General features: G+C 52.1%; 19 protein-coding genes. 7 read left to right on the forward strand and 12 right to left on the reverse strand.

What is annotated here, in order from left to right; all coding sequences use genetic code 11:
- Positions 1-59 precede the first annotated feature (59 nt).
- A complete protein-coding gene (locus AC6I8R_RS15000; protein WP_021184274.1) occupies positions 60-521 on the reverse strand; it encodes a DUF2919 domain-containing protein in 462 nt (153 codons plus the stop codon).
- Entirely contained in the window at positions 522-947 is a 426-nt protein-coding gene (locus AC6I8R_RS15005; RefSeq protein WP_021184275.1) for a GNAT family acetyltransferase, read from the reverse strand.
- Between the two features lie 210 nt (positions 948-1,157).
- Between AC6I8R_RS15005 and amiA the strand changes: the two genes are divergently transcribed.
- Positions 1,158-2,018, forward strand: a complete 861-nt coding sequence (gene amiA / locus AC6I8R_RS15010) for an N-acetylmuramoyl-L-alanine amidase AmiA (RefSeq protein WP_497832533.1) — start codon at positions 1,158-1,160, stop codon at positions 2,016-2,018.
- Positions 2,019-2,053: 35 nt separating this feature from the next.
- Positions 2,054-2,977 (forward strand): oxygen-dependent coproporphyrinogen oxidase, encoded by a 924-nt coding sequence (gene hemF / locus AC6I8R_RS15015; RefSeq protein ID WP_415174771.1) that lies wholly within the window; start codon positions 2,054-2,056, stop codon positions 2,975-2,977.
- 57 nt (positions 2,978-3,034) lie between these two features.
- Here the strand turns inward: hemF and maeB are convergent, their stop codons facing one another.
- Positions 3,035-5,314 carry an NADP-dependent oxaloacetate-decarboxylating malate dehydrogenase gene (gene maeB / locus AC6I8R_RS15020; RefSeq protein ID WP_021184278.1) on the reverse strand — a complete coding sequence of 760 codons (2,280 nt, stop codon included), beginning with the start codon at positions 5,312-5,314 and terminating at the stop codon, positions 3,035-3,037.
- Between the two features lie 363 nt (positions 5,315-5,677).
- On the opposite strand from maeB, the gene tal reads away from it, so the two are divergent.
- From tal to ampH, 3 genes are all read left to right on the forward strand, one after another.
- Positions 5,678-6,628, forward strand: coding sequence for a transaldolase (gene tal / locus AC6I8R_RS15025; protein WP_415174769.1), 951 nt, complete (start codon positions 5,678-5,680; stop codon positions 6,626-6,628).
- Positions 6,629-6,696: 68 nt separating this feature from the next.
- Positions 6,697-8,697, forward strand: coding sequence for a transketolase (tkt, locus tag AC6I8R_RS15030; RefSeq protein WP_415174768.1), 2,001 nt, complete (start codon positions 6,697-6,699; stop codon positions 8,695-8,697).
- A gap of 136 nt (positions 8,698-8,833) precedes the next feature.
- Entirely contained in the window at positions 8,834-10,003 is a 1,170-nt protein-coding gene (gene ampH, locus AC6I8R_RS15035) for a D-alanyl-D-alanine-carboxypeptidase/endopeptidase AmpH (RefSeq protein WP_208723855.1), read from the forward strand.
- Here the strand turns inward: ampH and AC6I8R_RS15040 are convergent.
- Positions 10,000-11,073, reverse strand: a complete 1,074-nt coding sequence (locus tag AC6I8R_RS15040) for a DUF1176 domain-containing protein (protein WP_208723854.1) — start codon at positions 11,071-11,073, stop codon at positions 10,000-10,002. The two genes, ampH and AC6I8R_RS15040, sit on opposite strands and share 4 nt — an antisense overlap.
- Before the next feature lie 45 nt (positions 11,074-11,118).
- Between AC6I8R_RS15040 and AC6I8R_RS15045 the strand changes: the two genes are divergently transcribed.
- On the forward strand, positions 11,119-11,571 hold the full coding sequence (locus AC6I8R_RS15045) for a hypothetical protein (protein ID WP_415174767.1): 453 nt from the start codon (positions 11,119-11,121) through the stop codon (positions 11,569-11,571).
- Positions 11,511-16,367, forward strand: a complete 4,857-nt coding sequence (locus tag AC6I8R_RS15050) for a hypothetical protein (RefSeq protein ID WP_497832534.1) — start codon at positions 11,511-11,513, stop codon at positions 16,365-16,367. Before AC6I8R_RS15045 ends, AC6I8R_RS15050 begins: the two co-directional genes overlap by 61 nt.
- Before the next feature lie 66 nt (positions 16,368-16,433).
- Here the strand turns inward: AC6I8R_RS15050 and nudK are convergent, their stop codons facing one another.
- The 8 genes from nudK to AC6I8R_RS15090 form a co-directional block, all read right to left on the reverse strand.
- Positions 16,434-17,012, reverse strand: coding sequence for a GDP-mannose pyrophosphatase NudK (nudK, locus tag AC6I8R_RS15055; protein ID WP_497832535.1), 579 nt, complete (start codon positions 17,010-17,012; stop codon positions 16,434-16,436).
- A 156-nt stretch (positions 17,013-17,168) separates the two neighbouring features.
- Positions 17,169-17,753, reverse strand: a complete 585-nt coding sequence (gene napC, locus AC6I8R_RS15060) for a cytochrome c-type protein NapC (protein WP_208723851.1) — start codon at positions 17,751-17,753, stop codon at positions 17,169-17,171.
- Positions 17,750-18,181 carry a nitrate reductase cytochrome c-type subunit gene (napB, locus tag AC6I8R_RS15065; protein WP_415174764.1) on the reverse strand — a complete coding sequence of 144 codons (432 nt, stop codon included), beginning with the start codon at positions 18,179-18,181 and terminating at the stop codon, positions 17,750-17,752. The genes napC and napB overlap by 4 nt, the downstream gene beginning before the upstream one ends.
- An 11-nt stretch (positions 18,182-18,192) precedes the next feature.
- Positions 18,193-20,679 carry a nitrate reductase catalytic subunit NapA gene (gene napA / locus AC6I8R_RS15070; protein ID WP_415174763.1) on the reverse strand — a complete coding sequence of 829 codons (2,487 nt, stop codon included), beginning with the start codon at positions 20,677-20,679 and terminating at the stop codon, positions 18,193-18,195.
- Entirely contained in the window at positions 20,670-20,954 is a 285-nt protein-coding gene (locus AC6I8R_RS15075) for a chaperone NapD (RefSeq protein ID WP_021184288.1), read from the reverse strand. Before AC6I8R_RS15075 ends, napA begins: the two co-directional genes overlap by 10 nt.
- Positions 20,941-21,414 (reverse strand): ferredoxin-type protein NapF, encoded by a 474-nt coding sequence (napF, locus tag AC6I8R_RS15080; protein ID WP_497832536.1) that lies wholly within the window; start codon positions 21,412-21,414, stop codon positions 20,941-20,943. The genes AC6I8R_RS15075 and napF overlap by 14 nt, the downstream gene beginning before the upstream one ends.
- Positions 21,415-21,630: 216 nt before the next feature.
- A complete protein-coding gene (ansP, locus tag AC6I8R_RS15085) occupies positions 21,631-23,133 on the reverse strand; it encodes an L-asparagine permease (protein ID WP_021184291.1) in 1,503 nt (500 codons plus the stop codon).
- 274 nt (positions 23,134-23,407) lie between these two features.
- The gene (locus tag AC6I8R_RS15090) at positions 23,408-23,680 is read right to left on the reverse strand and encodes a YdgH/BhsA/McbA-like domain containing protein (RefSeq protein ID WP_021184293.1); all 273 of its coding nucleotides are present in this window, start codon (positions 23,678-23,680) and stop codon (positions 23,408-23,410) included.
- Positions 23,681-23,827: the final 147 nt, after the last annotated feature.

The raw sequence follows: 23,827 nt of genomic DNA on the forward strand, positions 1-23,827 counted from the left end.
ACTCCTTGATCTTCTTTGCCGGTTGGCGTGCCTGTTGGAGTCGCAAAGCGACAAAAAGTTTATTCGTGATGCTGATGTTCGGGCAAAAAACAGTCACGCAGGCGGCGATGGGTTTGCAGCCAATATAACGCCAGCAGGTCAAACAACGTCAGCAACAGCGGAAATGGCGAGTCGGGCATCTCGCCCTGCCACAGATTAACCCCCTGCCACAGCAGGTTAATCAGTAGCGACAGACTCAACACCCAGCGCCAGCTTTGCCACACCCGAGGCCAACGCTGGCGATAACCGGTGAGTAATAAACCGATGGCTGACGGAACACCCAGCGCCAGACCGAGCCAGAAACTTTGCCGGTCCGGATAAAACAGCGCCAACAGGTCATTGCCCTGCTGACGTGAAGCGCCAGCCATCACCAGCAGCAGCCAGGTGCGCGCCTGCAATAACAGGATCAACCAGAAAAGAAACGGCAGCCGTAGCTGCCCTTTCGCATCATATTCTTCGGGTGGATATTTCAGCGTGACCACTTAATACTCGCGATCTTCAATCAACCGTTTACCAAACAGCAGCGAGTCCACCGGTTCGTAATCGAGCTTTTCATAGAACGCCACCACCTGATCGTTCTCTTCACGTACCATCAGATGAATTTTCGGGCAGCCACGCGCAATCAGTTTCTTTTCCAGACGGTTCATCAGCGCATTGGCAAAGCCGCGTCCCTGATAATCCGGGTGGACCGCCAGATAGTATGCGGCACCACGATGACCATCGTAGCCGCCCATCAGCGTCCCCACCACCTCGCCACCGACTTCGGCTATCAGGAAGAGATCCGGGTCATGGTTCATTTTGCGTTCGATGTCCAACTCCGGGTCATTCCACGGGCGCAACAGATCGCAACGCTCCCAGAGCGTGATCACTTCTTCAAAATCTTCCTGGCGGAAAGAACGGATTTCCATCGGCGTTACCCTACAGTTGGCCACAATTCGCTGATTATCACGCATTCTTTGCCGGGTGCAAACCTTGCACCGCTCAGTGGCGGAAAAAAGCGGCAAATTTCCTGTTAGCGACCTGAAATACAAAGTAAAGCCCTGAAATAGTTGTGAGGTCGCACGCGACAGGGTGTTACGCTATAACACTTCGCAGGTTTACCTGTCAGGGATTCATTGATGAAAAAGATTTCACTGCTCAAACGCTTAACCAATCGCCGTCAGCTGCTGCTGTCCGGACTGGCGCTGGCGGTGCTGTCACCGCGTCTGGTCCAGGCCGAAGAAGAGAGCGCGGATTTACGCATGCTGCCACGCCACAGCAAACCTGCGCCCCCAGCCCGCAGCGGCAAACGTATTGTGATGATCGACCCTGGTCACGGCGGCATCGATTCCGGTGCGGTTGGCGAGCAAGGTTCCGAAGAGAAGCATATCGTGCTGGATATCGCCAACAACGTACGTCAGTTGTTGCAGGATCATCCGAAGGTGGAAGTGCGTCTGACACGCGACACTGACTACTTTATTCCGCTCTATCAGCGCGTTGAAATCGCCCATCAGCACGGTGCAAATCTGTTTATGTCTATTCACGCCGATGGTTATACCAGCCCGGATGCCAATGGCGCGTCAGTGTTCGCCTTGTCGAATCGTGGAGCCAGCAGCGCGATGGCGCGTTATATGTCGCAAAAAGAGAACGATGCCGACAAAGTTGGTGGTGCCGAAGTGGCGGCGAAGGATCAGTATCTGAACCAGATTCTGTTCGACCTGGTGCAGACCGACACCATTCGTAACAGCCTGACGCTGGGTAAACATGTGCTGGATCAGATTCGCCCGGTGCATCATCTGCACAGCCAGCACACCGAACAGGCCGCGTTTGCGGTACTGAAGTCGCCATCCATTCCTTCGGTGTTGGTGGAGACCTCGTTTATCACCAACCCGCACGAAGAGCAGTTGCTCGGCACCCCGGCGTTCCGCCGTAAAATCGCCAGCGCAATTGCCGATGGCATCGTCAATTACTTTGATGAGTACGATCGTCGTCAGGCTTAGGTATAATCGCGGCAAATTTCCGGAACGAGTGACTCATGAGCAATCCCGATATTTCCCGCGTTAAAGCCTTTTTGCTGGCGCTCCAGGATGACATTTGCGCCCAACTGGCGGCGGAAGATGGTAAAGCAGACTTCGCTGAAGATAACTGGCAGCGGCCCGGCGGTGGTGGCGGACGCAGCCGCGTACTGCGCAACGGCGCGGTGTTTGAGCAGGCTGGCGTTAACTTCTCCCACGTTCATGGCGACCAGATGCCCGCTTCCGCGACCGCGCATCGTCCGGAGCTGGCTGGCCGCAGTTTCGAAGCGATGGGCGTATCGCTGGTGATCCATCCGGAAAACCCGTACATACCGACCAGCCACGCCAACGTGCGTTTCTTTATTGCAGAGAAGCCGGGAGCCGATCCGGTGTGGTGGTTTGGTGGCGGTTTCGACCTCACCCCGTATTACGGTTTTGAAGAAGATGCCGTGCACTGGCATCAGACAGCCTTTGAGTTGTGCCAGCCGTTTGGCGAGGACGTCTATCCCCGTTTTAAAAAATGGTGCGACGACTATTTCTATATCAAGCATCGTGAGGAACAGCGTGGCATTGGCGGTTTGTTCTTCGACGATCTCAACACCCCCGATTTTGACCACTGCTTCGACTTTACCCAGGCGGTAGGCAACGGTTTTCTGCAAGCCTATCGTCCGATTGTAGCGAAACGCAAAGCGCTGCCGTGGGGCGAGCGCGAGCGCCAGTTCCAGTTATACCGCCGTGGTCGCTATGTCGAGTTCAACCTGGTGTGGGATCGCGGCACCCTGTTTGGTCTGCAAACCGGTGGACGAACCGAATCGATCCTGATGTCGATGCCCCCGCTGGTGCGCTGGGAATATGATTATCAACCGGAAGCGGGAACGCCAGAAGCGGCGTTGTACCGCGATTTCCTGCCGGTGAAGGATTGGCTGAGTATCGCGTCCAGATAATGGCCATTTCGTAGCGGCGCGATTTAAACCTGCGCGATAAATCGCGTCGCTACGATCTCACAACGGCTCGGTCTGTGCCTCCACCACCGCCAGCGCCACCATATTGACGATGCGTCGCACCGAAGCGATACGTGTTAATACATGCACCGGTTTGCTGATGCCCATTAACACCGGCCCAACCGTCACCCCCTCCGAACAGGAGACGCGCAGCAGATTGTAGCTGATACGCGCCGCTTCAACATTTGGCATAATCAACAGATTGGCGGTGCCTTTTAACGGGCTGTCCGGCATCAACTCCCGGCGGATATTTTCCACCAGCGCCGCATCGCCGTGCATTTCTCCGTCAATCTCCAGTTCCGGCGCACGCTGCTGAATCAATGCCAGCGCTTCACGCATCTTGCGCGCGCCCGGCGCATTCGAGGTGCCAAAGCTGGAGTGTGACAGCAGCGCCACACGCGGTTCGATACCAAAGCGTCGCACCGTCTCCGCAGCCATCAAGGTAATATCTGCCAGTTGTTCTGGTGTCGGATCTTCGTTGACGTAGGTGTCGGTAATAAAAGTGTTGCCGCTCGGCAGCAGCAGCGCGTTCATCGCCCCGGCGACGCGTACATCAGGACGGAAGCCAAACACCTTCTCAATCACTTCGTAATGTTCATGATAATCGCCAACGGTGCCGCAAATCATCGCATCGGCTTCACCACGATGGACCATGATCGCCCCAATCAGGGTGGGATTGCCTATCACCGCACGCTGTGCCATCTCCGGCGTAACGCCACGCCGTTTCATAATCTGGTAATACTCGCTCCAGTAGGCTTTAAAACGCGGGTCGGATTCGTTGTTCACCACCTCAAAATCTTTTCCGGCTTCGATTTTCAGTCCCTGCTTTTGCAGGCGCATGGCGATTACGTTAGGACGACCGATCAGAATGGGTTTCGCCAGTCCGAGCGTCACCAGTTCCTGAGTGGCATGCAGCACCCGCACTTCTTCTCCTTCCGCCAGCACCACCCGTTTCGGCTCTTTGCGTGCCTGCGAGAAAATCGGTTTCATAAACAGGTTGGTTTTATAGACAAACTCGGTGAGTTTCTCGCGATAGGCATCGAAGTCCTCAATCGGTCGCGTGGCGACGCCAGATTTCATCGCGGCTTGCGCCACCGCAGGCGCAATCTGCACAATCAGACGCGGATCAAAAGGTTTGGGGATCAGATATTCCGGGCCAAAACTCAGATCCTGGTCATCATAGGCCGACGCCACCACATCGCTTTGCTCCGCCTGCGCCAGCGCCGCAATGGCGTGCACCGCCGCCAGTTTCATCTCTTCGTTGATCGCGGTAGCCCCCACATCCAGAGCGCCACGGAAGATAAACGGGAAACACAGCACGTTATTGACCTGATTAGGGAAATCCGAACGTCCGGTGCAGATGATGGCATCGGGCCGCACCGCCTTGGCTAATGGCGGCATGATTTCAGGTTCCGGGTTTGCCAGCGCCAAAATCAGGGGATCTTTTGCCATCTGGCTGACCATTTCCGGCGTCAGCACCTGCGGCCCGGAGCAGCCAAGAAAAATATCCGCGCCAGCAATCACCTCCTCCAGCGTGCGTTTGCCGTTGTCCTCGATGGCATACAGCGCTTTGGTTTCTGCCATCTCGGCATCACGACCACGCCAAATCACGCCTTTGGAATCGCAGGCCACGATGTTGTGACGCTGCATCCCCAGCGCTACCAGCAGGTTCAGACAGGCGATGGCTGAAGCGCCCGCTCCCGAGACCACCAGCCGCACATCGGAGATGGCTTTTTTCACAATCTGCAATCCGTTCAGCACCGCAGCGGTACAGATAATGGCGGTGCCGTGCTGATCGTCGTGGAACACCGGGATTTTCATACGTTCGCGCAGCTTCTGCTCGATGTAGAAGCACTCCGGCGCTTTGATATCTTCAAGGTTAATGCCGCCAAAAGTCGGTTCCAGCGCGGCAATCACCTCAATCAGTTTATCCGGGTCGTGTTCGTCGATTTCGATATCGAACACGTCTATCCCGGCAAACTTCTTAAACAACACGCCCTTGCCCTCCATCACCGGCTTCCCCGCCAGTGCGCCGATATTGCCGAGGCCAAGCACCGCAGTGCCGTTAGAGATCACCGCCACCAGGTTGCCGCGTGCGGTGTATTTATGTGCCGCCAGAGGGTCCACGGCAATCTCAAGGCACGGGGCTGCCACGCCGGGTGAATAGGCCAGGGCCAGGTCACGCTGCGTCGCCAGCGGCTTAGTGGGTGACACCTGAATTTTTCCGGGGGTGGGATACTGGTGAAAATCGAGAGCGCTTTGCTTCAGTTGATCGTCCATTGGGCATCCTGTTGCGCGGAGAAAGAGCGTTCAGTATAGAAATCAACCGCCCAAAAGAGGGTGAAGGCGCTCAAAGAATACGCGGTTTACAAGGGCACAGATTGCCACAGCCAGATCAACGCCCCGGTCACAGACTGCTATGCTTAGTGGTGGTAAAACGCGCAGCTGTCATCTCAGGCTGGCCCCTAATCACAAGCGCGCACAGTGGGCGCCCCAGCGTCACAATCAGAGAAAACGCATTTTCTTCACCTGACGTCTGTAGCAATGTGTTGGACCGGTACTCACCTGGAAATGGCGTAATAAGGCCAAAGCTGCCTGAGGTTTTCTATTTGCCATAATGATTGCTAATCAAGGAGTTAAGCGATGAACCAGCTCGATGCATTAAAACAGTTCACCACCGTGGTGGCGGACAGTGGCGATATTGAATCCATTCGCCAATACCACCCGGAAGACGCCACGACCAACCCCTCACTCATCCTCAAAGCCGCCGGACTCGACGCCTACAAACACCTGATTGATGACGCCATCGACTACGCAAAAAAACAGGGCGGCAGTAAAGAAACGCAGATCATCAACGCCAGCGACAAAGTGGCGATCAACCTCGGTATGGAAATTCTGAAAAGCGTACCAGGCCGTGTCTCGACCGAAGTGGATGCGCGCCTCTCTTTCGATCGGGGCATGTGTGTTACCAAAGCCGAAAAACTGGTGCGGTTGTACGAAGAGAACGGCATTGACCGTTCGCGTATCCTGATCAAACTGGCGTCAACCTGGGAAGGCATCCGCGCCGCTGAGGAGCTGGAGAAAAACGGCATCCATTGCAACCTGACGCTGCTGTTCTCCTTCGCTCAGGCCCGCGCCTGCGCCGAAGCGGGTGTGTTCCTGATCTCCCCGTTCGTTGGGCGTATTTATGACTGGTACAACAGCCGTAAACCGCTCGACCCGTATGTGGCAGATGAAGATCCGGGCGTGAAGTCCGTGCGTCGTATCTACGATTATTACAAAAAGCATCGCTACAACACCGTCATCATGGGTGCCAGCTTCCGTAAAGTGGAGCAGATTCTGGCGCTGGCGGGTTGCGACCGACTGACCATCTCGCCAAATCTGCTGGAAGAACTGGCCAACAGCGATGCGCCAGTGGAACGTAGGCTGGAACCGTCAACCGAAGGCTTCCATCAGCCTGCGCCGCTGTCTGAAGCGGAGTTCCGCTGGGAACATAATCAGGATCCGATGGCGGTAGAAAAACTGTCCGATGGGATCCGTCAGTTTGCCATTGACCAGCAAAAACTGGAGGACGTGCTGGCTGCTCGCCTCTGACCGACCATCACCTCATGCCGGACGGGCGTCTTGCCCGTCCTTTTTGCCAAATCACAAGGGAGAACCCTATGTCTTCACGCAGAGAGTTGGCTAATGCGATTCGTGCCCTGAGCATGGACGCCGTACAAAAAGCAAATTCCGGCCATCCGGGTGCCCCGATGGGCATGGCGGATATCGCCGAAGTGCTGTGGCGCGATTTTCTCAAACATAACCCGACCAACCCACACTGGCCCGATCGCGACCGTTTCATTCTCTCCAACGGCCATGCCTCGATGCTGCTTTACAGCCTGCTGCATCTCACCGGTTATGACCTGCCGATGGAGGAATTGAAAAACTTCCGTCAGCTACATTCGAAAACGCCGGGACACCCGGAGCTGGGTTATACCGCAGGGGTAGAAACCACCACCGGACCACTCGGTCAGGGGCTGGCGAATGCCGTGGGGATGGCGATTTCCGAACGCACGCTGGCGGCACAATTTAACCAGCCGGGGCATGAGATCGTCGACCATTACACCTACGTGTTTATGGGTGACGGCTGCCTGATGGAAGGGATTTCTCACGAAGCCTGCTCGCTGGCAGGTACCCTTGGACTTGGCAAGCTGATCGGTTTTTACGATCACAACGGCATTTCCATCGACGGTGAAACCGAAGGCTGGTTTACCGACGATACCCACAAACGCTTTGAAGCCTACAACTGGCATGTGATTGGCGACATTGACGGCCATGATCCGACCGCCGTTAGCAACGCCATCAAAGAGGCGCAGGGCGTCACCGACAAACCCTCGCTGATTATCTGTCGCACCATCATTGGCTTTGGCTCGCCCAATAAGGCCGGTAAAGAGGAGTCGCACGGTGCCGCGCTCGGCGAAGCGGAAGTGGCGCTGGCGCGTAAACAACTGGGCTGGAACTCTCCGGCGTTTGAGATCCCAAAAGAGATTTATCAGCAGTGGGATGCTAAAGAAGCCGGGGCCGCGCGCGAAAAAGCCTGGGACGAAAAACTGGCGGCCTATACATCGGCGCATCCCGAACTGGCGAAAGAGTTCACACGTCGCCTGAGCGGTGAGTTACCCGCTAACTGGCAAAGCGAGGTTCAGGCGTTTGTTGAACAACTTCAGGCAAATCCACAGAAAATTGCCAGCCGTAAAGCATCGCAAAATACCCTCGAAGTGTTTGGCAAGCTGTTACCGGAATTCCTTGGGGGATCTGCCGATCTGGCCCCCAGCAATCTCACTATCTGGTCCGGTTCTAAATCGATCAAAGAGGATATTGCCGGTAACTATATTCATTACGGAGTGCGCGAGTTTGGTATGACGGCGATCGGCAACGGTATTGCCAATCACGGCGGCTTTTTGCCTTATACCGCCACCTTCCTGATGTTTGTCGAATACGCACGCAACGCGGTGCGCATGGCGGCATTGATGAAGGCGCGTCAGGTGCTGGTCTACACCCACGACTCGATTGGTTTGGGGGAAGATGGCCCGACGCATCAGCCGGTGGAACAACTCGCCAGCCTGCGTGTCACGCCGAATATGAGCGTGTGGCGTCCGTGCGACCAGGTAGAAACGGCGGTGGCGTGGAAGGCGGCGGTGGAACGTCAGCACGGCCCAACCGCGCTGATTCTGTCGCGTCAGAATTTACTGCAACCGGAACGCAGCCCTGCGCAGGTTGCGGATATCGCGCGGGGTGGTTATGTATTGCAGGATTGCGACGGTACGCCGGAAGCGATCATCATCGCCACCGGTTCGGAAATCGAAATCGCTCTTGGTGCAGCGGATAAACTGACGGCGGATGGTCATCGTATCCGCGTGGTATCCCTGCCCTGCACCGACGTGTTCGATAAACAGGAGGCGGCTTATCGTGAATCGGTGCTGCCTTCTGGCGTTAAGGCACGCGTGGCGGTGGAAGCCGGGATTACCGATTACTGGTTCAAGTATGTTGGCCTTGACGGATCCATCGTCGGCATGACCACCTTTGGTGAGTCGGCACCGGCCGGTAAACTGTTCCCGGAATTTGGCTTTACCGTGGAAAATATCGTCAGCCATACCGAAGCCTTACTCAAGCCGCACTAATTGACCCGGCCCCCGCTGTGGGGCCGTTTTTGATCACAGCCTGAAACAGAAAAAAATCTTACTTGACCTCTTTCCGCCCCTCGCAAACTGATTACTATAAGACGTTCCTTTAATTAGCCTGGCGGACGCTTTCCCGTTGAAAAAACGTACACCCTTTTTACTGAGCTTACTGGTTTCGCTGCTTCCGTTAAAAAGCATGGCGCAGGCGTCTCCAGACCCCCTGCTCGCTTCGCAGATCGTTGATCGTTACGCTGAACATATCTTTTACGGCAGCGGTGCTGTTGGCATGGCACTGGTGGCGATTGATGGCAACCAGCGTGTTTTCGCCAGCTTCGGCGAAACCAGCCCCGGCAATAACACCCGGCCACAGCAAGACTCGGTGATTCGTATTGCCTCGCTCAGCAAGCTGATGACCAGCGAAGTGATGGTGAAAATGGCGGAGCGTGGTCAGATTCGCCTCGACGATCCTTTAAGCAAATACGCACCAGCGGGCGTGCGTGTGCCAAACTTCAACGGCCAACCGATTCGCCTGATTAATCTTTCGACCCATACCAGTGGTCTGCCGCGTGAGCAGCCCGGCGGCAAACCGCATCGTCCGGTGTTTGTCTGGCCAACCCGAAGTGATCGCTGGCAGTGGCTGTCGCGTGCTGCGCTGAAAGCGGCACCAGGTACCAATGCAGCCTACTCCAACCTCGGTTATGACCTGCTGGGCGATGCGCTGGCGAAAGCAAGTGGTCAACCCTATCCAGCCCTGTTCCAGCAGTTGATCACCCGTCCACTGGGGATGAAGGACACCACCTATACCCCCTCGCCAGATCAATGCAAGCGTCTGATGATTGCTGAAAAAGGTGCCAGTCCGTGTAACAACACCCTCGCAGCGATTGGCAGCGGCGGCGTCTATTCAACACCGGACGATATGGGCCGCTGGATGCAACAGTTCCTCAACTCTGCGGTCAACAAACGCACGCCGCAAATCGATCGTTTGCAAACGCTGATTTATCGCCGTGACCAGTTGAATAAAGTGGAAGGGATGGATGTCCCCGGACGTGCCGATGCGCTGGGTATGGGTTGGGTCTATATGGGGCCGAAAAACGGTCGCCCAGGCATTATTCAGAAAACCGGTGGTGCGGGTGGGTTCATTACCTATATGGCGATGATACCGCAGCAAAATGTCGGGGTGTTTGTGGTGGTGACGCGCTCGCCGTTAACCCGCTTTACGCCGATGAGCGATGGCGTCAATGATCTGCTGGCCGAACTGGTGGGTAACCAGAATGGCTCACCGATGATGGTACAGGCAATCCGTTAACGCGATTGCGGTGCCGTCTCCGACTGGCTGACCCACAAGGTTGGCCAGTCATCGCTGCTGTGCCAGGCATCACAGGTCTTCTCTTCCGCATACTCCGCCAGCACAAATTCATTGCCATCAAACTGCCAGCGCGTAGCGATGCCGCAATCCCCCAGGCCACGCCCCTTGCTGAAGGTATAAAGGAATCCGCTGCTGGCATCGTATTCGGCATTCACCAGCTCCAGTTGATTATCACTGCGTGACGCTGGTGTGAAGGGTAAGGTCAGCGTCAGACCGCGCGCCACATAGGGTTGACTACGTGTCACTTCAAAGGCCAGATCAATCACGTTATAGGCCCCGGTTTCACAGCTCACCAGCAGCAACGCTTTGTCGTCGGTGAGCGGCGCGACGCTCACTTCACGCCGCATCGGATCGAGTGAACAACTGTCGGTATTGATGCGCCAGGTACCATAGTCGATCAACCCACTGGCTTCGTCATGGGTGAGTGGCGCAGGCTGCGGCAAAGGCGCAGGTAACCGGGGTAACGCTGGCTGCGGCGGTACATCCCATACCACCCGATCGCCGCGCTTTACCCAGGCACTCAAACCGTTCACCCTGCCCTGCACCTCATCCATCAACAGCAACGCCGCTTTCATCCCGTGCAATGAAACGGCTGCTTTGGCCTGCCAGGTGAGCTGGAGGGTATCCGCATCCAGCGTTTGTGCCAGAAACTCATCAATAGCGATAGGATTGCTGGTGGCGAGATGATGCGGTTCCACACTCCAGTGTTTGAGATCGGGTTTCAGCAGACGCTGATCGAGCAACAGATTGTCCTGTAAGGACGCACCGGGAAGTTCACCAGTGTAAGCGCTGCCATAATCAATGCGCAGCAAAGGACGATCATCGACACCCGCATGCCGGGAGAGGGTCATGACCAGGCCATTATCACCAGGAAAACTGCGCGCTACGCAAAAAGCCGCATTGTTGCAGGTCAGCTGCCAGTCAGAAAATGACTTTTGCAGTGGATCCGCCTGCACTCCCGCAGCAAACAGAAAAAGCAATAAAAGCAGCGATTTCATCCAATACGACATTAAGAAAACCGATCCCCAAAATCTTAGAGAGAAGATGATAGCGCAGTGGCAGCGCTGACACCGGGCCTAATCTGTGAGCTGGCCCTAAAAGCGGTACTAACTGCCGAAAAAGACGTCGCCTGGGAGCGATCTGTGCGGGTGGTGCGAGGGGTCATCATCCTTGTCCAACGCCGCGCGCTCAATCGGATTTGTCGCACAATGCGTCAGCCAGCCCGGCACACGGTCAGGGCTTATGAGAGAGATTGTCTGGAGTCGAGAAAGCGTCACATTATCGCCATGATAAGACATGCTAATTTTAACGCCGGAAAGATGTTATCTGTCCCGTTTAATCATCAGAACCGGTTAAAAGGACTCGAATCGGGGTTTAATGAAACTCAATGCGACTGGCTGAAAGAAGTGCCAGTTCAGCGCGAACTTATCAAGGAAGAGGATAAATTATGCTGCGAACTTATCATTCTGGGTTGTCACCAGCGCCTCCTTCTGGCGATCCAGAAATAATTACCACAACGCCAGTCATCGTGAGTCAAATTTCCTCCATTCAGACAAATTATCTCACTCCCTATAATAATCGACATGTGAATTCGGTCCTTTCACCTTCAGTGTTCCCATCATCTACGTCCTTTACCACGCATGTTACAACGTCGGCCGCCAACCCAGCACTTTTTACTCTTCAGCAAAGAGTAGAGAATAAATCAACGCCTGATGGCGCTCACGAACTGAATAAGTTATTAAAACTTCAGACTTTCATCGACGCCTCATTTACCGTTACTGCTGACATGTCTGGTTCAACTAATCCTGTTGTAACGCATTTCAAAAATCGCCTGCTAAAATTTCAGGAGAGGGGTAATAACATTACAAAAACCATGTCCAGAAAGGCTATAAAAACTTATGAGATAAATATAAAGAAAATCAAAAGACTTCTCGAAACAGTTGACGATAAAAGCATCGGTGAGTTTTTGCAGAAAATATTAGCGATCCATCAGGCAAAAAACTGCAAGATGCTTAAAGAATATTTCAAAGAAACTGACAAGTATATGGAAGTTTATGTAAAAGATAACAATACAGAACAATTGCGAATGCTATGGAAAAAAATAATTTATGAGGGGGATAACTCCCTGAGAGATTTCCTGGATAAGTTTAAACTTTGGGACGATTTCAATACCAGAGTCAAGCATATGTTAGAGACATTCGATGATAACACGCTCCCATCCTTCATAGATCGTCAAAATGAATTGTATGATGAATTAAAGACCCTTTGCGCTCCAGCTACCTCTTCTCAGGAAAAAGATAATCTTCACCTACATGCATTTTGTGATATGCCTCTCGACGATAAAAGCGTTACCGCAGCGATAGAATCATTGCAGCAAAATCAAGGGTTAATCTTCGTGTTAAGCTGTAGCGAATATGGTGGAAAATTATTAGAGCAACTCAATAATTATAAGGTATTGTTACTCCAGAACACCAGGGAGAAAAGGGAAAAAGAAATCAAGACTGAGCTGGAAAGAATAGCAAAGGAATCTAAAACGTCACAACAATCAAATTTACTGAGATGGTTAATGAAGTCCATACCATTCTGTAATGACTTGCCGAATAACACCAACGACCTGAAGAGTGAATTACTGTCTTCCCGTACTTTTGGGTTGGATATATCAGCCTCACATGACCCTGGCTTAAAATCAATCTATGACATTGCCCATGCGGGGGTATGGAAGTCACTTAATGAGTTACTCAACAAAGAAACAGTTCTTCATAATGTGGTAAGCGCATTAGGCATAAAACCAGAGGTTAATGCGGTGACACCTGAATTTATGACGGATGAGTTATCGGTAGCTGAAGCACTGTGTGTAGCCCATAACTTATATAGCAGCCGTATCATTGCAGATAATATGAGTAATCTATCCCAATTATATCGCATCATGAAGAAAAAATTCCTTCATCCCGAAATAATTAAGAATCTCACGTTTAACTGCACCGACCATCAAGGTCAGGTAGTTATTAAGGCACTTATGCTGGCGGCAGTGTGGCAGTGCTCTGCTGATCCTGAGATGGACTGGATTGCACAGCGCAATATATTACTGGGGTTCGCCGATGAAAAACACGCCAGGGACATCGATGCGACCGAACAAACGGTAACAGTACACGGCAACCATAAAATCAGGTGTTATATTAAACATGATCATTTCGATAAAATAAAACAGCACTTATCAAATAGAATAAGCAAAAAAACCTTAAACTGGAAATTCACACAAAGTATTAAACTCGATCTACAACTCATCAAGCTGATAAATAAAGACGTCAAAGATAATACATTGCAGGAAATACGCACCAATATGGTACATTTTCTTTTTTGTGAAGGCGATTATTCTGATGTCGATTTTCGCCCCATATTTTTCCGCACTAAACTCGCCAGCTTGCTAAACGTTGCACCGCAAAAATTCCTCAATGATCTGGCTAAAATAAATTATACACCCTCACATTATTTTTCACATCATGCTCATCAGTCAGGCTGTCTCCTGACAGAAAAGCAAATCAGTAACGTTGACCATTTGACGATTATTTTTCAGCAACTCCAGGATATAACGATTGAAACCACCACGACGCTGGAGCATCTCGAAACTCTGGAATATATCATAAGCTTTGTTGACCTTGTCGGACTCGACGATACAGAAAAAAATTCATTAAGAGAAGAACTTATCGCACAAAAAAAAGCCTTAAACCAGCAACCTTATAATCATGAACTAAAAGTTAAAATAGAAACATTAGCCAATAGCATTCTGGAAAATGTGAGCCTGGAAAGTTTAAGATCAGAGGATGATGATGAATTGTTAGACGATTTTATCATCCTGCAAAATTACTTTTTATCCTATCGCGCCAGAGATATTAATGATTTCTATACCTGGATGCAGAATATTGGGCTTCCACTAAGCATCGCCAGTAAGGAAACCATTACCCAGGAGCTGAGCAAAACATTTAAAGATAAAATAAACAACCCAAGCTTTTTCTCCGAAGCGATATCTATAATTGTTCGTGAATTATTTTTATCGCCATTAATGCCTGACCCACAATCCACTCCCCAGGGGACACAACTTACCGATCAACTTAATAGCCTGACCATCGAGTTATTAGAACAGACAAATAATATATTGCAAGATGAAATAACAAAATCTATTGCTGAATTCGCACCGGGAAATGATCAAGCCACACTTAACTTGCAAGCTTTATGCAGAATGATTGATAAGACCGATGCTATTGAAGAAACATTGAAAGAGTTCATTTTTGATCCTAACGAAAAGAACACGACACTTAAAAAGGAACGTTTAACCCAAGAGCAATTTGTTTTTTTGAAAGATGGGTTGCAGGCGCTATTTGAATCAGGGGAGAAAGACTACTTCTCTGAGATAGAAAAACTGTTAGAAAAAATGAAAGAATCAGCAACAACAACCATCAAAAAGTATGTGGAATGTATTTATGAACGGTATTTAAATCTTAAAAAAATATTTAAAGAGTGTGAAAAAAAAACATTAGACCAACTCTTCAATATGATTATTTTGTGTGATTTTGAAAAAGGAATACCTTCGCTTATTAAGATGGATGCCGATATAGTGAAACGTGCAGCTGCCAGACTATCAAAGGAAACCTTTACTTTAGGAGACATGGATGTTGCCAGTCACGCTGATTTTCTCAACACATTAAACGATATGCATAAACTTTCATCCTCGCTTCTTTTTGAATATTTCCGACTTAAACCCTGGCGTGAATTAGTTGCTAAAATAGTTGATGGCGAAATTGAATATAATGATAAAAGAAGAAAAGATCTCATCTTTTCTCTGAATGCGAGCAAAGTCAATGCAGCAATTCAGGAAGGTACCTATAAGACGGAAGGCGAACACCGGATGGACCTGTATCACGCATATTGTGACCAGAAAGATGCGATAAAGGATCAACAACATGCTGATGGCAGGTATAGAAGGGACCTTTGGAACGATCAGATGCGGATCAAGTCAAATGAGTTCCTTCAGTGTGCTATAGAATTTTCTGATGAATTTATTTTTTGGTATCAGCCAAGATATATTATTTATAAAACAATAGTACAAGATGGGCATAAATCAGTCATTATATTTTCCAACGCTGAATTTTTCCAAAGTGAACATATTCATGAGTACGAAATTGGTATCACAATGGTACGAACCAAGAATGCCGACATTATGAATAATAATAAAGAATTGGATGAAGGTAAAATCCTGCTAGTTATCAGGGCAAATAACCCCAATTTTAAATTTGTGAACACACAAAGAACACGCACAGAATTCATTCAAAACATAGGGGTGGATGTTATCCAGGGAGACAGGATAGAAAATATGAATGTCGGCACATTTACCCAAACACGCACGTTGAATACTAACACCGTTATATCGACAACCAAAGCTGACTACATGACTGGGATCTCCAGTTCATTTCCCACCAGTGGTAATGAAAAAATATTCTATCAAGAATTCTTTTGTCAGCCAGATACACTACACATCGTCCCGCCAATCGTCGCATTTAATATTAATCGCGAAAAACAGACTTTTCTGCCGAAACCCTTTGACAACCCTGAGCCATCAACCAGCACCGCTGCTGCTACAGCCATAACATCAACTTTCAGACCGTACAGATCATCGACTCCCGTCGCCAATCAACTGAGAGATTTTGTCAGTCCTTTTACCAATTACAAGTTTGCTGAATCGTCTTTATCTGACTCCTTTATCAGCGAATTACAACAACGGATGCTGGAACATCTCTCGTACACTATCAGCAGAGATATTGTAACGATAAATAATGATAATCAAATGACCTACTACCACTCAGGCGGAAAAGTTGTTTCGTATGACAAAAGCATGAAAATTTCTGCTAAAGATGCGAAGGAAGGGAATTATTCAGCAGTGTTGCCAGAACATATCATGTCGGGCGCCCATAAAGGCAATATCATACTATTGAAAGAGGACGGTCATAAATATAATGGCATACAGGTTCAGTCAACCGATGCAGGCTTTGTATCGAGCGTGATACCAGAACAACCTGATTACCGCGACTCTGTCATTAATAGTAAGCTTCATAAATTACCCGAACCTGTCAGGCCTTTAGTTGAGAGAATGTTTCCCGCCGTAATGAATGCGGCCTATACCTCAAGACATGGCAAGATTTCTGATGAAAAATTAGTTACTTACCCATTAATCAGAGAATTTCTGGAGCAGTTAAATAAAAGGGATGAACAAGGGAATCAAGAAGAAAACCGACCGGGTACCTCCAGATAACGGCAGCCATGATACCTTGATAGCGGCGCAATAAATCTCGCCGCTACAGAGGACATCTGTTAACTATCAGGCGTGCAGCCATCCTGCCAGTTGCGCATGTTGCAGTAACATAATGGTTTTACCGTCACGGATACGACCATTTTTCACCATCGCCAGCGCTTCAGGAAACGCCAGTTCGAGCACGGTAATTTCTTCGTCTTCGACACCGCCGCCTTTATTAGCGCGCTGATCTTCGCTGTATTCAGCAGCGAAGAAGTGCAGAATCTCGGTAACCCCCCCCGGTGACATATAGGCTTCCCAGAGTTTTTCCACTTTACCCACCTGATACCCGGTTTCCTCAATCGCTTCCTTACGGATGCAATCTTCAGGCGTATCGTCGTCCAGCAGGCCCGCGCAGGCCTCAATCAGTTCGCCACTCTCATTACCGTTCAGGTAGGTGGCAATACGGAATTGGCGGGTCAGCACCACGCTATTTTTTTCACGGTTGTAGAGCAGGATGGTTGCGCCGTTACCACGGTCGTAGACTTCACGTTTGTGACGCAGCACTTCGCCATTGTTACGGGTAAGTTCGTAGGTAAAGTTGTGCAGCACAAACCAGTTTTCTGACAGCAACTTGTCTTTGATGATATTGATCTTTAACGGCATGACCACTCCACTGCAAATTTTGAGGGAGCCTGAAAGAGTAAAACGTTATGGCGGGGAAAACTATCTGAATTGTTTCCCGCGCAGATGAAAACAGCGCGATAAATCGCGCCGCTACGCACCTTTCTCGTAGCGGCGCGGTTTACCGCGCTGTAAACATCAAAACCCGTTCTTTTCCTCTTTCATATCTGGCAGGTGATGCGCAATCCCTTTATGGCAGTCGATACAGGTTTTGCCTTCCTCCACCGCTTTGGTGTGCATCTTCGCCGCGACCGTCTTCTGCGCGGTAAAATCCATATATTCAAAGTTATGGCAGTTACGGCAGGCTTGCGAATTGTTGTTCTTCATCCTGCGCCATTCGTTTTGCGCCAGTTCAAGCCGCTTTTCCTCAAACTTTTCTGGCGTGTCGACAATGCCGAACACCTTGGCATACACCTCTTTGCTGGCCTGTAACTTACGCCACATTTTTGGCCCCCACTCGTGTGGCACATGACAATCCGGGCAGGTCGCACGCACGCCGCTGCGGTTGTTGTAGTGCACCGTCTGCATATATTCCTGATAGACGTTGTTACGCATTTCATGGCAACCGATACAGAATTGCTCGCGGTTGGTCATCTCCAGGCCGGTATTAAATCCGCCCCAGAAAATGATGCCTCCGGCGAAACCAATCAGCAGCAACGTGCCAAGCGCCAGCCGGCTAGGACGACGCCACCAGCGCCAGATGCGGAGAATCATCTGCTTCATTGACCAAAGCCCTCAGCCGGACGGAAGGTGTTTTCCACCACCGGTTTGGCATCGGTCTGCGGCACATGGCATTGCAGACAAAAATAGCGGCGCGGTGAAACCGTACTGCTAACCAGGCCATCACGATCGGTAAAGTGCGTTGGACTGACGCGGGGCGCACCGGTGGTGAGGTAACTTTGCGTACCGTGGCATTGCAGGCAGCGGTTAACGTTTTTCGTCACCTGGTAGCCATCAACGCTATGCGGGATCACCGGTGGTTGATTGACATAGTTCAGCGGCTTGCGGCTCTGCTCTTTGGGCTGATGGATCGTGCCCTGCTGCGTCGCCGTCACCTCCGGTGACTGTTGCAAGTCCACGCCGTTATCGGCCCAGACCGCGCTGCCCAATGTCAGGGCAGCCAATGTAAGAAGTGTGATAAGAGGTTTCATTGCATCCTGCCTTAAATTTTCACCAGCTTAACGGCGCATTTTTTGTAATCGGTCTGCTTCGAGAGCGGGTCAGTGGCATCCAGCGTGACGTTGTTGACCAGCACCCCGGCATCGAAGAACGGTGAAAACACCAACCCCTGCGGTGGCTGATTACGGCCACGCGTTTCGACGGTGGCCATCGCTTCACCCCGACGGGAAACCACGCGCACTTTCTCGCCCCGACGCAGACCACGCGCTTTGGCATCCAGCGGATGGATATACAGCAACGCCTGCGGCACCGCGCGATGCAGCTCCGGCACACGGCGCGTCATGGTGCCGGTATGCCAGTGTTCCAGCACGCGGCCAGTACAGAACCACAGATCGTATTCCGCATCCGGTGATTCAGCAGGCGGCTCGTACGGCAGGGCAAAAATGGTCGCTTTGCCGTCTGGTTTGCCGTAGAAGCGCACGCCCTCGCCCGCTTTGACGTAGCTGTCATGACCTTCGCGATAACGCCAGCGCGTCTCTTTGCCGTCAACCACCGGCCAGCGCAAACCACGCGCCTGATGATAAGTGTCGAACGGTGCCAAATCGTGGCCGTGACCACGACCAAAACTGGCGTACTCTTCGAACAATCCTTTTTGCAGATAGAAGCCGAAAGCGCGGGCATCATCGTTCAGTTGGTCGTCGGCGACCTCAGTCAGCGGGAATTGGTTAACCTGGCCATTGGCAAACAACACGTCGTAGAGGGTTTTGTCACGTAGCTCCGGCTGTTGGGCGATCAATGCCTCCGGCCACACTTCCGCCACGCGGAATCGCTTCGAAAAGTTCACCAGTTGCCACAGATCGGATTTGGCGTCACCCGGCGCTTTGACTTGCTGATGCCAAAACTGGGTGCGGCGTTCAGCATTACCGTAGGCACCCTCTTTTTCCACCCACATGGCGGTGGGCAGAATCAGGTCGGCTGAGAGCGCGCTGACGGTCGGATAGGGATCCGACACCACCACAAAGTTGCGCTCATCGCGCCAACCCGGCATACGTTCCTGTGTCAGGTTCGGTCCGGCCTGCATATTGTTGTTGCACATCGACCAGTAGGCATTGATTTTGCCGTCTTTCAGCGCGCGGTCCTGCGCCACTGCGTGGTAGCCCGGTTTGGCCGGGATGGTGCCGGACGGCAACTTCCACAGTTTTTCTGCCAGCGCGCGGTGCTTGTCGTTAGTCACCACCATATCGGCAGGCAAACGATGGGAAAACGTCCCCACTTCACGCGCCGTACCACAGGCTGAGGGTTGCCCGGTCAGAGAGAAGGGGCCGGTACCGGGGCGTGAGATTTTGCCGGTCAGCAAGTGCAGGTTGTAGACCAGATTATTGGCCCACACGCCACGCGTATGCTGGTTGAAACCCATCGTCCAGTACGACACCACCTTGATGTTGGGATCGGCATACAACTCGGCCAGTTTCACCAGTTGATCTTGCTCGACACCGCTCATGGCACTGGCTTTTTCCAGCGTATACTCCGCGACAAACTTCGCGTACTCGTCGAAACTGATCGGCGTCGAGGCATCGCTGTCCGGATTTTTCGCCTTCGCCTGACGCGGGTCGGTCGGACGCAAACCATAACCGATGTCAGTCGCGCCCTGACGCAGCGTGACGTGGTTTTCCAGGAAGGTTTTATCCACCTTGCCGTTCTGAATGATGTAGTTGGCGATAAAGTTGAGGATCACCAGATCGGTCTGAGGCACGAACACCATGCCGTTATCCGCCAGCTCAAAGCTGCGATGGCGATAGGTCGACAGCACGGCAACGTTGACGTTTTCATTGCTGAGACGACGCGCCGTGAGACGAGACCAGAGAATCGGATGCATCTCGGCCATGTTCGATCCCCACAGCACAAAAGCATCAGCCTGCTCGATATCGTCATAGCAGCCCATCGGTTCATCCATGCCAAAGGTGCGCATAAACCCAACCACCGCCGACGCCATGCAGTGACGCGCATTGGGATCGAGGTTATTGCTGCGGAAACCGGCTTTCATCAGCTTGGAGGCCGCGTAACCTTCCCACAAGGTCCACTGGCCGGAACCGAACATACCAATGGATTCCGGTCCGTTGGCCTTAAGCGCAGCCTTAAACTTCTCCTCCATGATGTCGAACGCCTGTTCCCAGCTAATCGGCGTGAATGTGCCATTTTTGTCGAAACGCCCTTCGGTCATCCGCAACAGCGGCTGGGTCAGACGGTCCTTGCCGTACATAATTTTGGGCAGAAAATAACCTTTAATGCAGTTCAGACCACGGTTCACCTCCGCCTGCGGATCGCCCTGTGAAGCAACCACACGACCATCCTGAGTGCCCACCAGCACGCCGCAGCCCGTTCCGCAAAAGCGACAAGGCGCTTTTTCCCAACGAATCGGTGCCGCCAACGCCGTGGCGGCTTTGGTAACGGTAGGGATGACTAATCCCGCAGCGGTTGCAGCTGCCGCCGCCGCATTGGCTTTCATAAAATCACGACGACTCAGTTGCATGAGGTTTCCTTGGCAAGTTCTTCAAATTCGTCCTGCTGGTGATACACCAGCGATACCGCCAACACGCCAGGGATATTGCGCGTGGCTTCAATGTTGCTAAGCAGCGTGGCGCTATCGGACGCGCCCAACGTGACCGCCAGGGTGCCGCGTGCGGCGTCTTGAGCGGCGATGTCGCTGTCGGCCCAGGTCAGTAACTCCTGCGTGACCGCAGCACAAGCCGCCGGTCGCGCCTGAATCACCAGGCCACAGACGTGCCAACTGTTATTCGGGTTCATGATGTAATCCTGTGGCTGAAACCGGGCAAGGCGCGATGCACGCACCACAACCGGTGCAATGCTGCGGCGTGGTTTCGGGTTGTGCGATACCGTTGGCAGTAAGGCGAAAAACGATGGCCTGCTGCTCACAACTTTCCTGACAACTGCGACAATTCACCCCCTGAAAGGTGATGCAATCACGGCTGATGCGGATACGTTGCTGCCACGGCTGCTGCTCGCGCGGATAAAACAGCGCCTGTGGGCAGGCATCGGCGCAGGCGGCACAGAAGGTACATTCACCTCGTTGAAAATCGATCTGCGGTACCGCACCTGGCGCAAGCTGCACAATCTGCGTTTCGCAGGCGGTTACGCAGTTGCCACAACCGTCACACCCGGTCTGATGGCGCCACCACGGCAATGCAATCGCCCCCGTGACAGCTTTACGCTGCCCGGTGAAGAATTGGCGTCGTGACAGCCCCATCGGTACACCTTAATTCGGGTTAGAAAATTAGGGCTTAAAATAACCTGACACAATGGGGGGCTATATCACCCGAAAGGAGTAATTCCCGGAGTGGGATCAAGGGGGGAGCAGATGGTGATCAGACGGGTCCAGGTGCCAGAAAAAACGCGGCATTACGGTGGCAAAAACAAAAAAGGCCGTCGGAGAGACGGCCTTCTGATAACACATCATGCGCGTTTAGCGTGAAGAATCTTCCGCCAGGATACGCGGTGCGTCATCCGACTCATCGACATGATGATCATGCTCTTTCATCGCTTCTTCGTGTACGCGCTTACGCACACCAAACCAGCCCAGCACCAACACCACGGCAATCAGCGGGATGGAGGCAATGGTGTAGGTGCCATTCGGGTAGTCAAACGCCATCAACACCAGCACGCTGACCAGGAACAGCAGCGTCAACCAGGAGGTGACCGGTGCCCACGGCAGCTTGAAGCTGACATCTTCCGCTTTGCCTTCTTTGATGGCTTTGCGCAGACGCATCTGGCATACCACGATAAAGCCCCACGAAGAGATGATACCCAGCGATGCCACGTTCAGGACGATCTCAAATACCTGAGACGGTACGTAGTAGTTCAGCACCACGCCCACCACATAGACAGCGATGGTCACCAGGATACCGGCAAACGGCACCTGCTGGTTGCTCATCTTCGACATAAACTTCGGTGCAGAACCGCCCATCGACATCGAACGCAGAATACGACCGGTGGAGTACAGACCGGAGTTCAGGCTGGACAACGCCGCACTCAGCACCACGATATTCATAACGCTACCGATATAAGGCACGCCCAGTTTGGAGAAGAAGGTCACGAACGGACTCTGCCCGGCCTGATAAGCATTCCACGGCAACAGCAGCACCAACAGCACCACCGAACCCACGTAGAACAGGCCGATACGCCAAATCACGCTGTTGATCGCTTTTGGCAGCATGGTTTTCGGGTCTTTACACTCCCCCGCCGCCGTGCCTACCAGCTCGATCGAAGCGAAGGCAAACACCACCCCTTGCACCAGCACCAGCGCAGGCAGCAGACCATGTGGGAACAGGCCGCCATTATCGGTTATCAGGTGGAAACCAGTGGCATTGCCGTCCAGCGGCTTACCGCTGCCGAGGAATACCACGCCAACCACCAGGAACACCACGATGGCCAGCACCTTAATCAGCGCAAACCAGAACTCCATCTCGGCGAACCACTTCACGCCGATCATGTTCATGGTGCCAACAATTGCCAGCGCACCAAGGGCAAACACCCACTGGGGAACATCACCAAACGCGCCCCAGTAATGCATATACAGCGCAACGGCCGTGATATCGACGATACCGGTCATCGCCCAGTTAACAAAGTACATCCAGCCCGCCACATATGACGCTTTTTCACCAAGAAATTCACGCGCATAGGAAACAAAGCTGCCGCTGGAAGGACGATGTAAAACCAGTTCGCCCAACGCACGCAGAATGAAGAAAGAGAAGATACCGCACACCAGATACACCAGTGCCAGAGCCGGACCTGCCATCTGTAAGCGCGCGCCTGCGCCTAAAAATAGCCCCGTACCAATAGCACCGCCGATGGCGATCATTTGAACCTGACGATTACCCATAGCTTTGTGGTAACCGGTGTCGTGGGAATTCAGCCAGCGTCGTTTCGCAGCGCGTTGTTCGGCCGCGGTTTTTTTAGTAGGTTTCATAGCTTTCCTGTTTATCCTGACCATCAATCACCGGCTTACCAAACGTTTGCGTAGCGCGGTGCGAAATGGGGTAAAACCCCGGTTGCAGGCGGCGGAACGATGTCGCGCAGCGATCCGGGAAATTACGGCGATGAATCCTACCCGTTCTGCAAGAACGAAGCAAAATATACCGCCAGATTGCACAGAATGAATTGAGATTATCCTTCACAGTGCACAAAAAAACCGGCCAGAGCGTCTGACCGGTGAAGATTGCGGCAGGAAAAAATCGGGGAAATTAACGATAAATCTCGGCGGTACCACTCCACATGCTGGAGTCGCCTGGATTTTGCACGCCGATGACGCGGTAATGGCTGGCACCCATCTCTTGCGCTTTCTGTGACAACTGACGGGTCGCATCATCCAGTGAGCCACTGACGCCACTGACGGAGACGCTACCGATACTTTGCATATTTTGAGCTTGTTCCGCGTTTAACGCTGTCGCGGCCAGCGAACTAAAACTTGCGGCGGCTAGCAGTGCACCAGCCAGAACAGCATATCGAGTCTTCATGGGATGCTCCTGTTATCTTGCGGGGAAACCGACGGCCTACGCAAAAAGTATTAGTCAGCCAGGCAAAAGCGGGATGACACAAGCGGTAAAACTGTTCAATTTTTCGACAGAGGTTTCAGATTTATCCTGGGAAATGTAAATTGCGGT

It is taken from the genome of Pantoea sp. X-Soil-OKNW-713 (assembly GCF_059730685.1).

Coding starts and splice junctions, on each gene's coding strand:
- maeB (WP_021184278.1), bottom strand. CDS start 5,314: ATGGACGATCAACTGAAGCAAAGCGCTCTCGATTTTCACCAGTATCCC.
- napF (WP_497832536.1), bottom strand. CDS start 21,414: ATGGGGCTGTCACGACGCCAATTCTTCACCGGGCAGCGTAAAGCTGTC.
- AC6I8R_RS15050 (WP_497832534.1), top strand. CDS start 11,511: ATGCTGCGAACTTATCATTCTGGGTTGTCACCAGCGCCTCCTTCTGGC.
- napB (WP_415174764.1), bottom strand. CDS start 18,181: ATGAAACCTCTTATCACACTTCTTACATTGGCTGCCCTGACATTGGGC.
- AC6I8R_RS15005 (WP_021184275.1), bottom strand. CDS start 947: ATGGAAATCCGTTCTTTCCGCCAGGAAGATTTTGAAGAAGTGATCACG.
- nudK (WP_497832535.1), bottom strand. CDS start 17,012: ATGCCGTTAAAGATCAATATCATCAAAGACAAGTTGCTGTCAGAAAAC.
- AC6I8R_RS15075 (WP_021184288.1), bottom strand. CDS start 20,954: ATGAACCCGAATAACAGTTGGCACGTCTGTGGCCTGGTGATTCAGGCG.
- ansP (WP_021184291.1), bottom strand. CDS start 23,133: ATGAAACCTACTAAAAAAACCGCGGCCGAACAACGCGCTGCGAAACGA.
- AC6I8R_RS15090 (WP_021184293.1), bottom strand. CDS start 23,680: ATGAAGACTCGATATGCTGTTCTGGCTGGTGCACTGCTAGCCGCCGCA.
- tal (WP_415174769.1), top strand. CDS start 5,678: ATGAACCAGCTCGATGCATTAAAACAGTTCACCACCGTGGTGGCGGAC.
- tkt (WP_415174768.1), top strand. CDS start 6,697: ATGTCTTCACGCAGAGAGTTGGCTAATGCGATTCGTGCCCTGAGCATG.
- AC6I8R_RS15040 (WP_208723854.1), bottom strand. CDS start 11,073: ATGTCGTATTGGATGAAATCGCTGCTTTTATTGCTTTTTCTGTTTGCT.
- hemF (WP_415174771.1), top strand. CDS start 2,054: ATGAGCAATCCCGATATTTCCCGCGTTAAAGCCTTTTTGCTGGCGCTC.
- amiA (WP_497832533.1), top strand. CDS start 1,158: ATGAAAAAGATTTCACTGCTCAAACGCTTAACCAATCGCCGTCAGCTG.
- napC (WP_208723851.1), bottom strand. CDS start 17,753: ATGAAGCAGATGATTCTCCGCATCTGGCGCTGGTGGCGTCGTCCTAGC.
- napA (WP_415174763.1), bottom strand. CDS start 20,679: ATGCAACTGAGTCGTCGTGATTTTATGAAAGCCAATGCGGCGGCGGCA.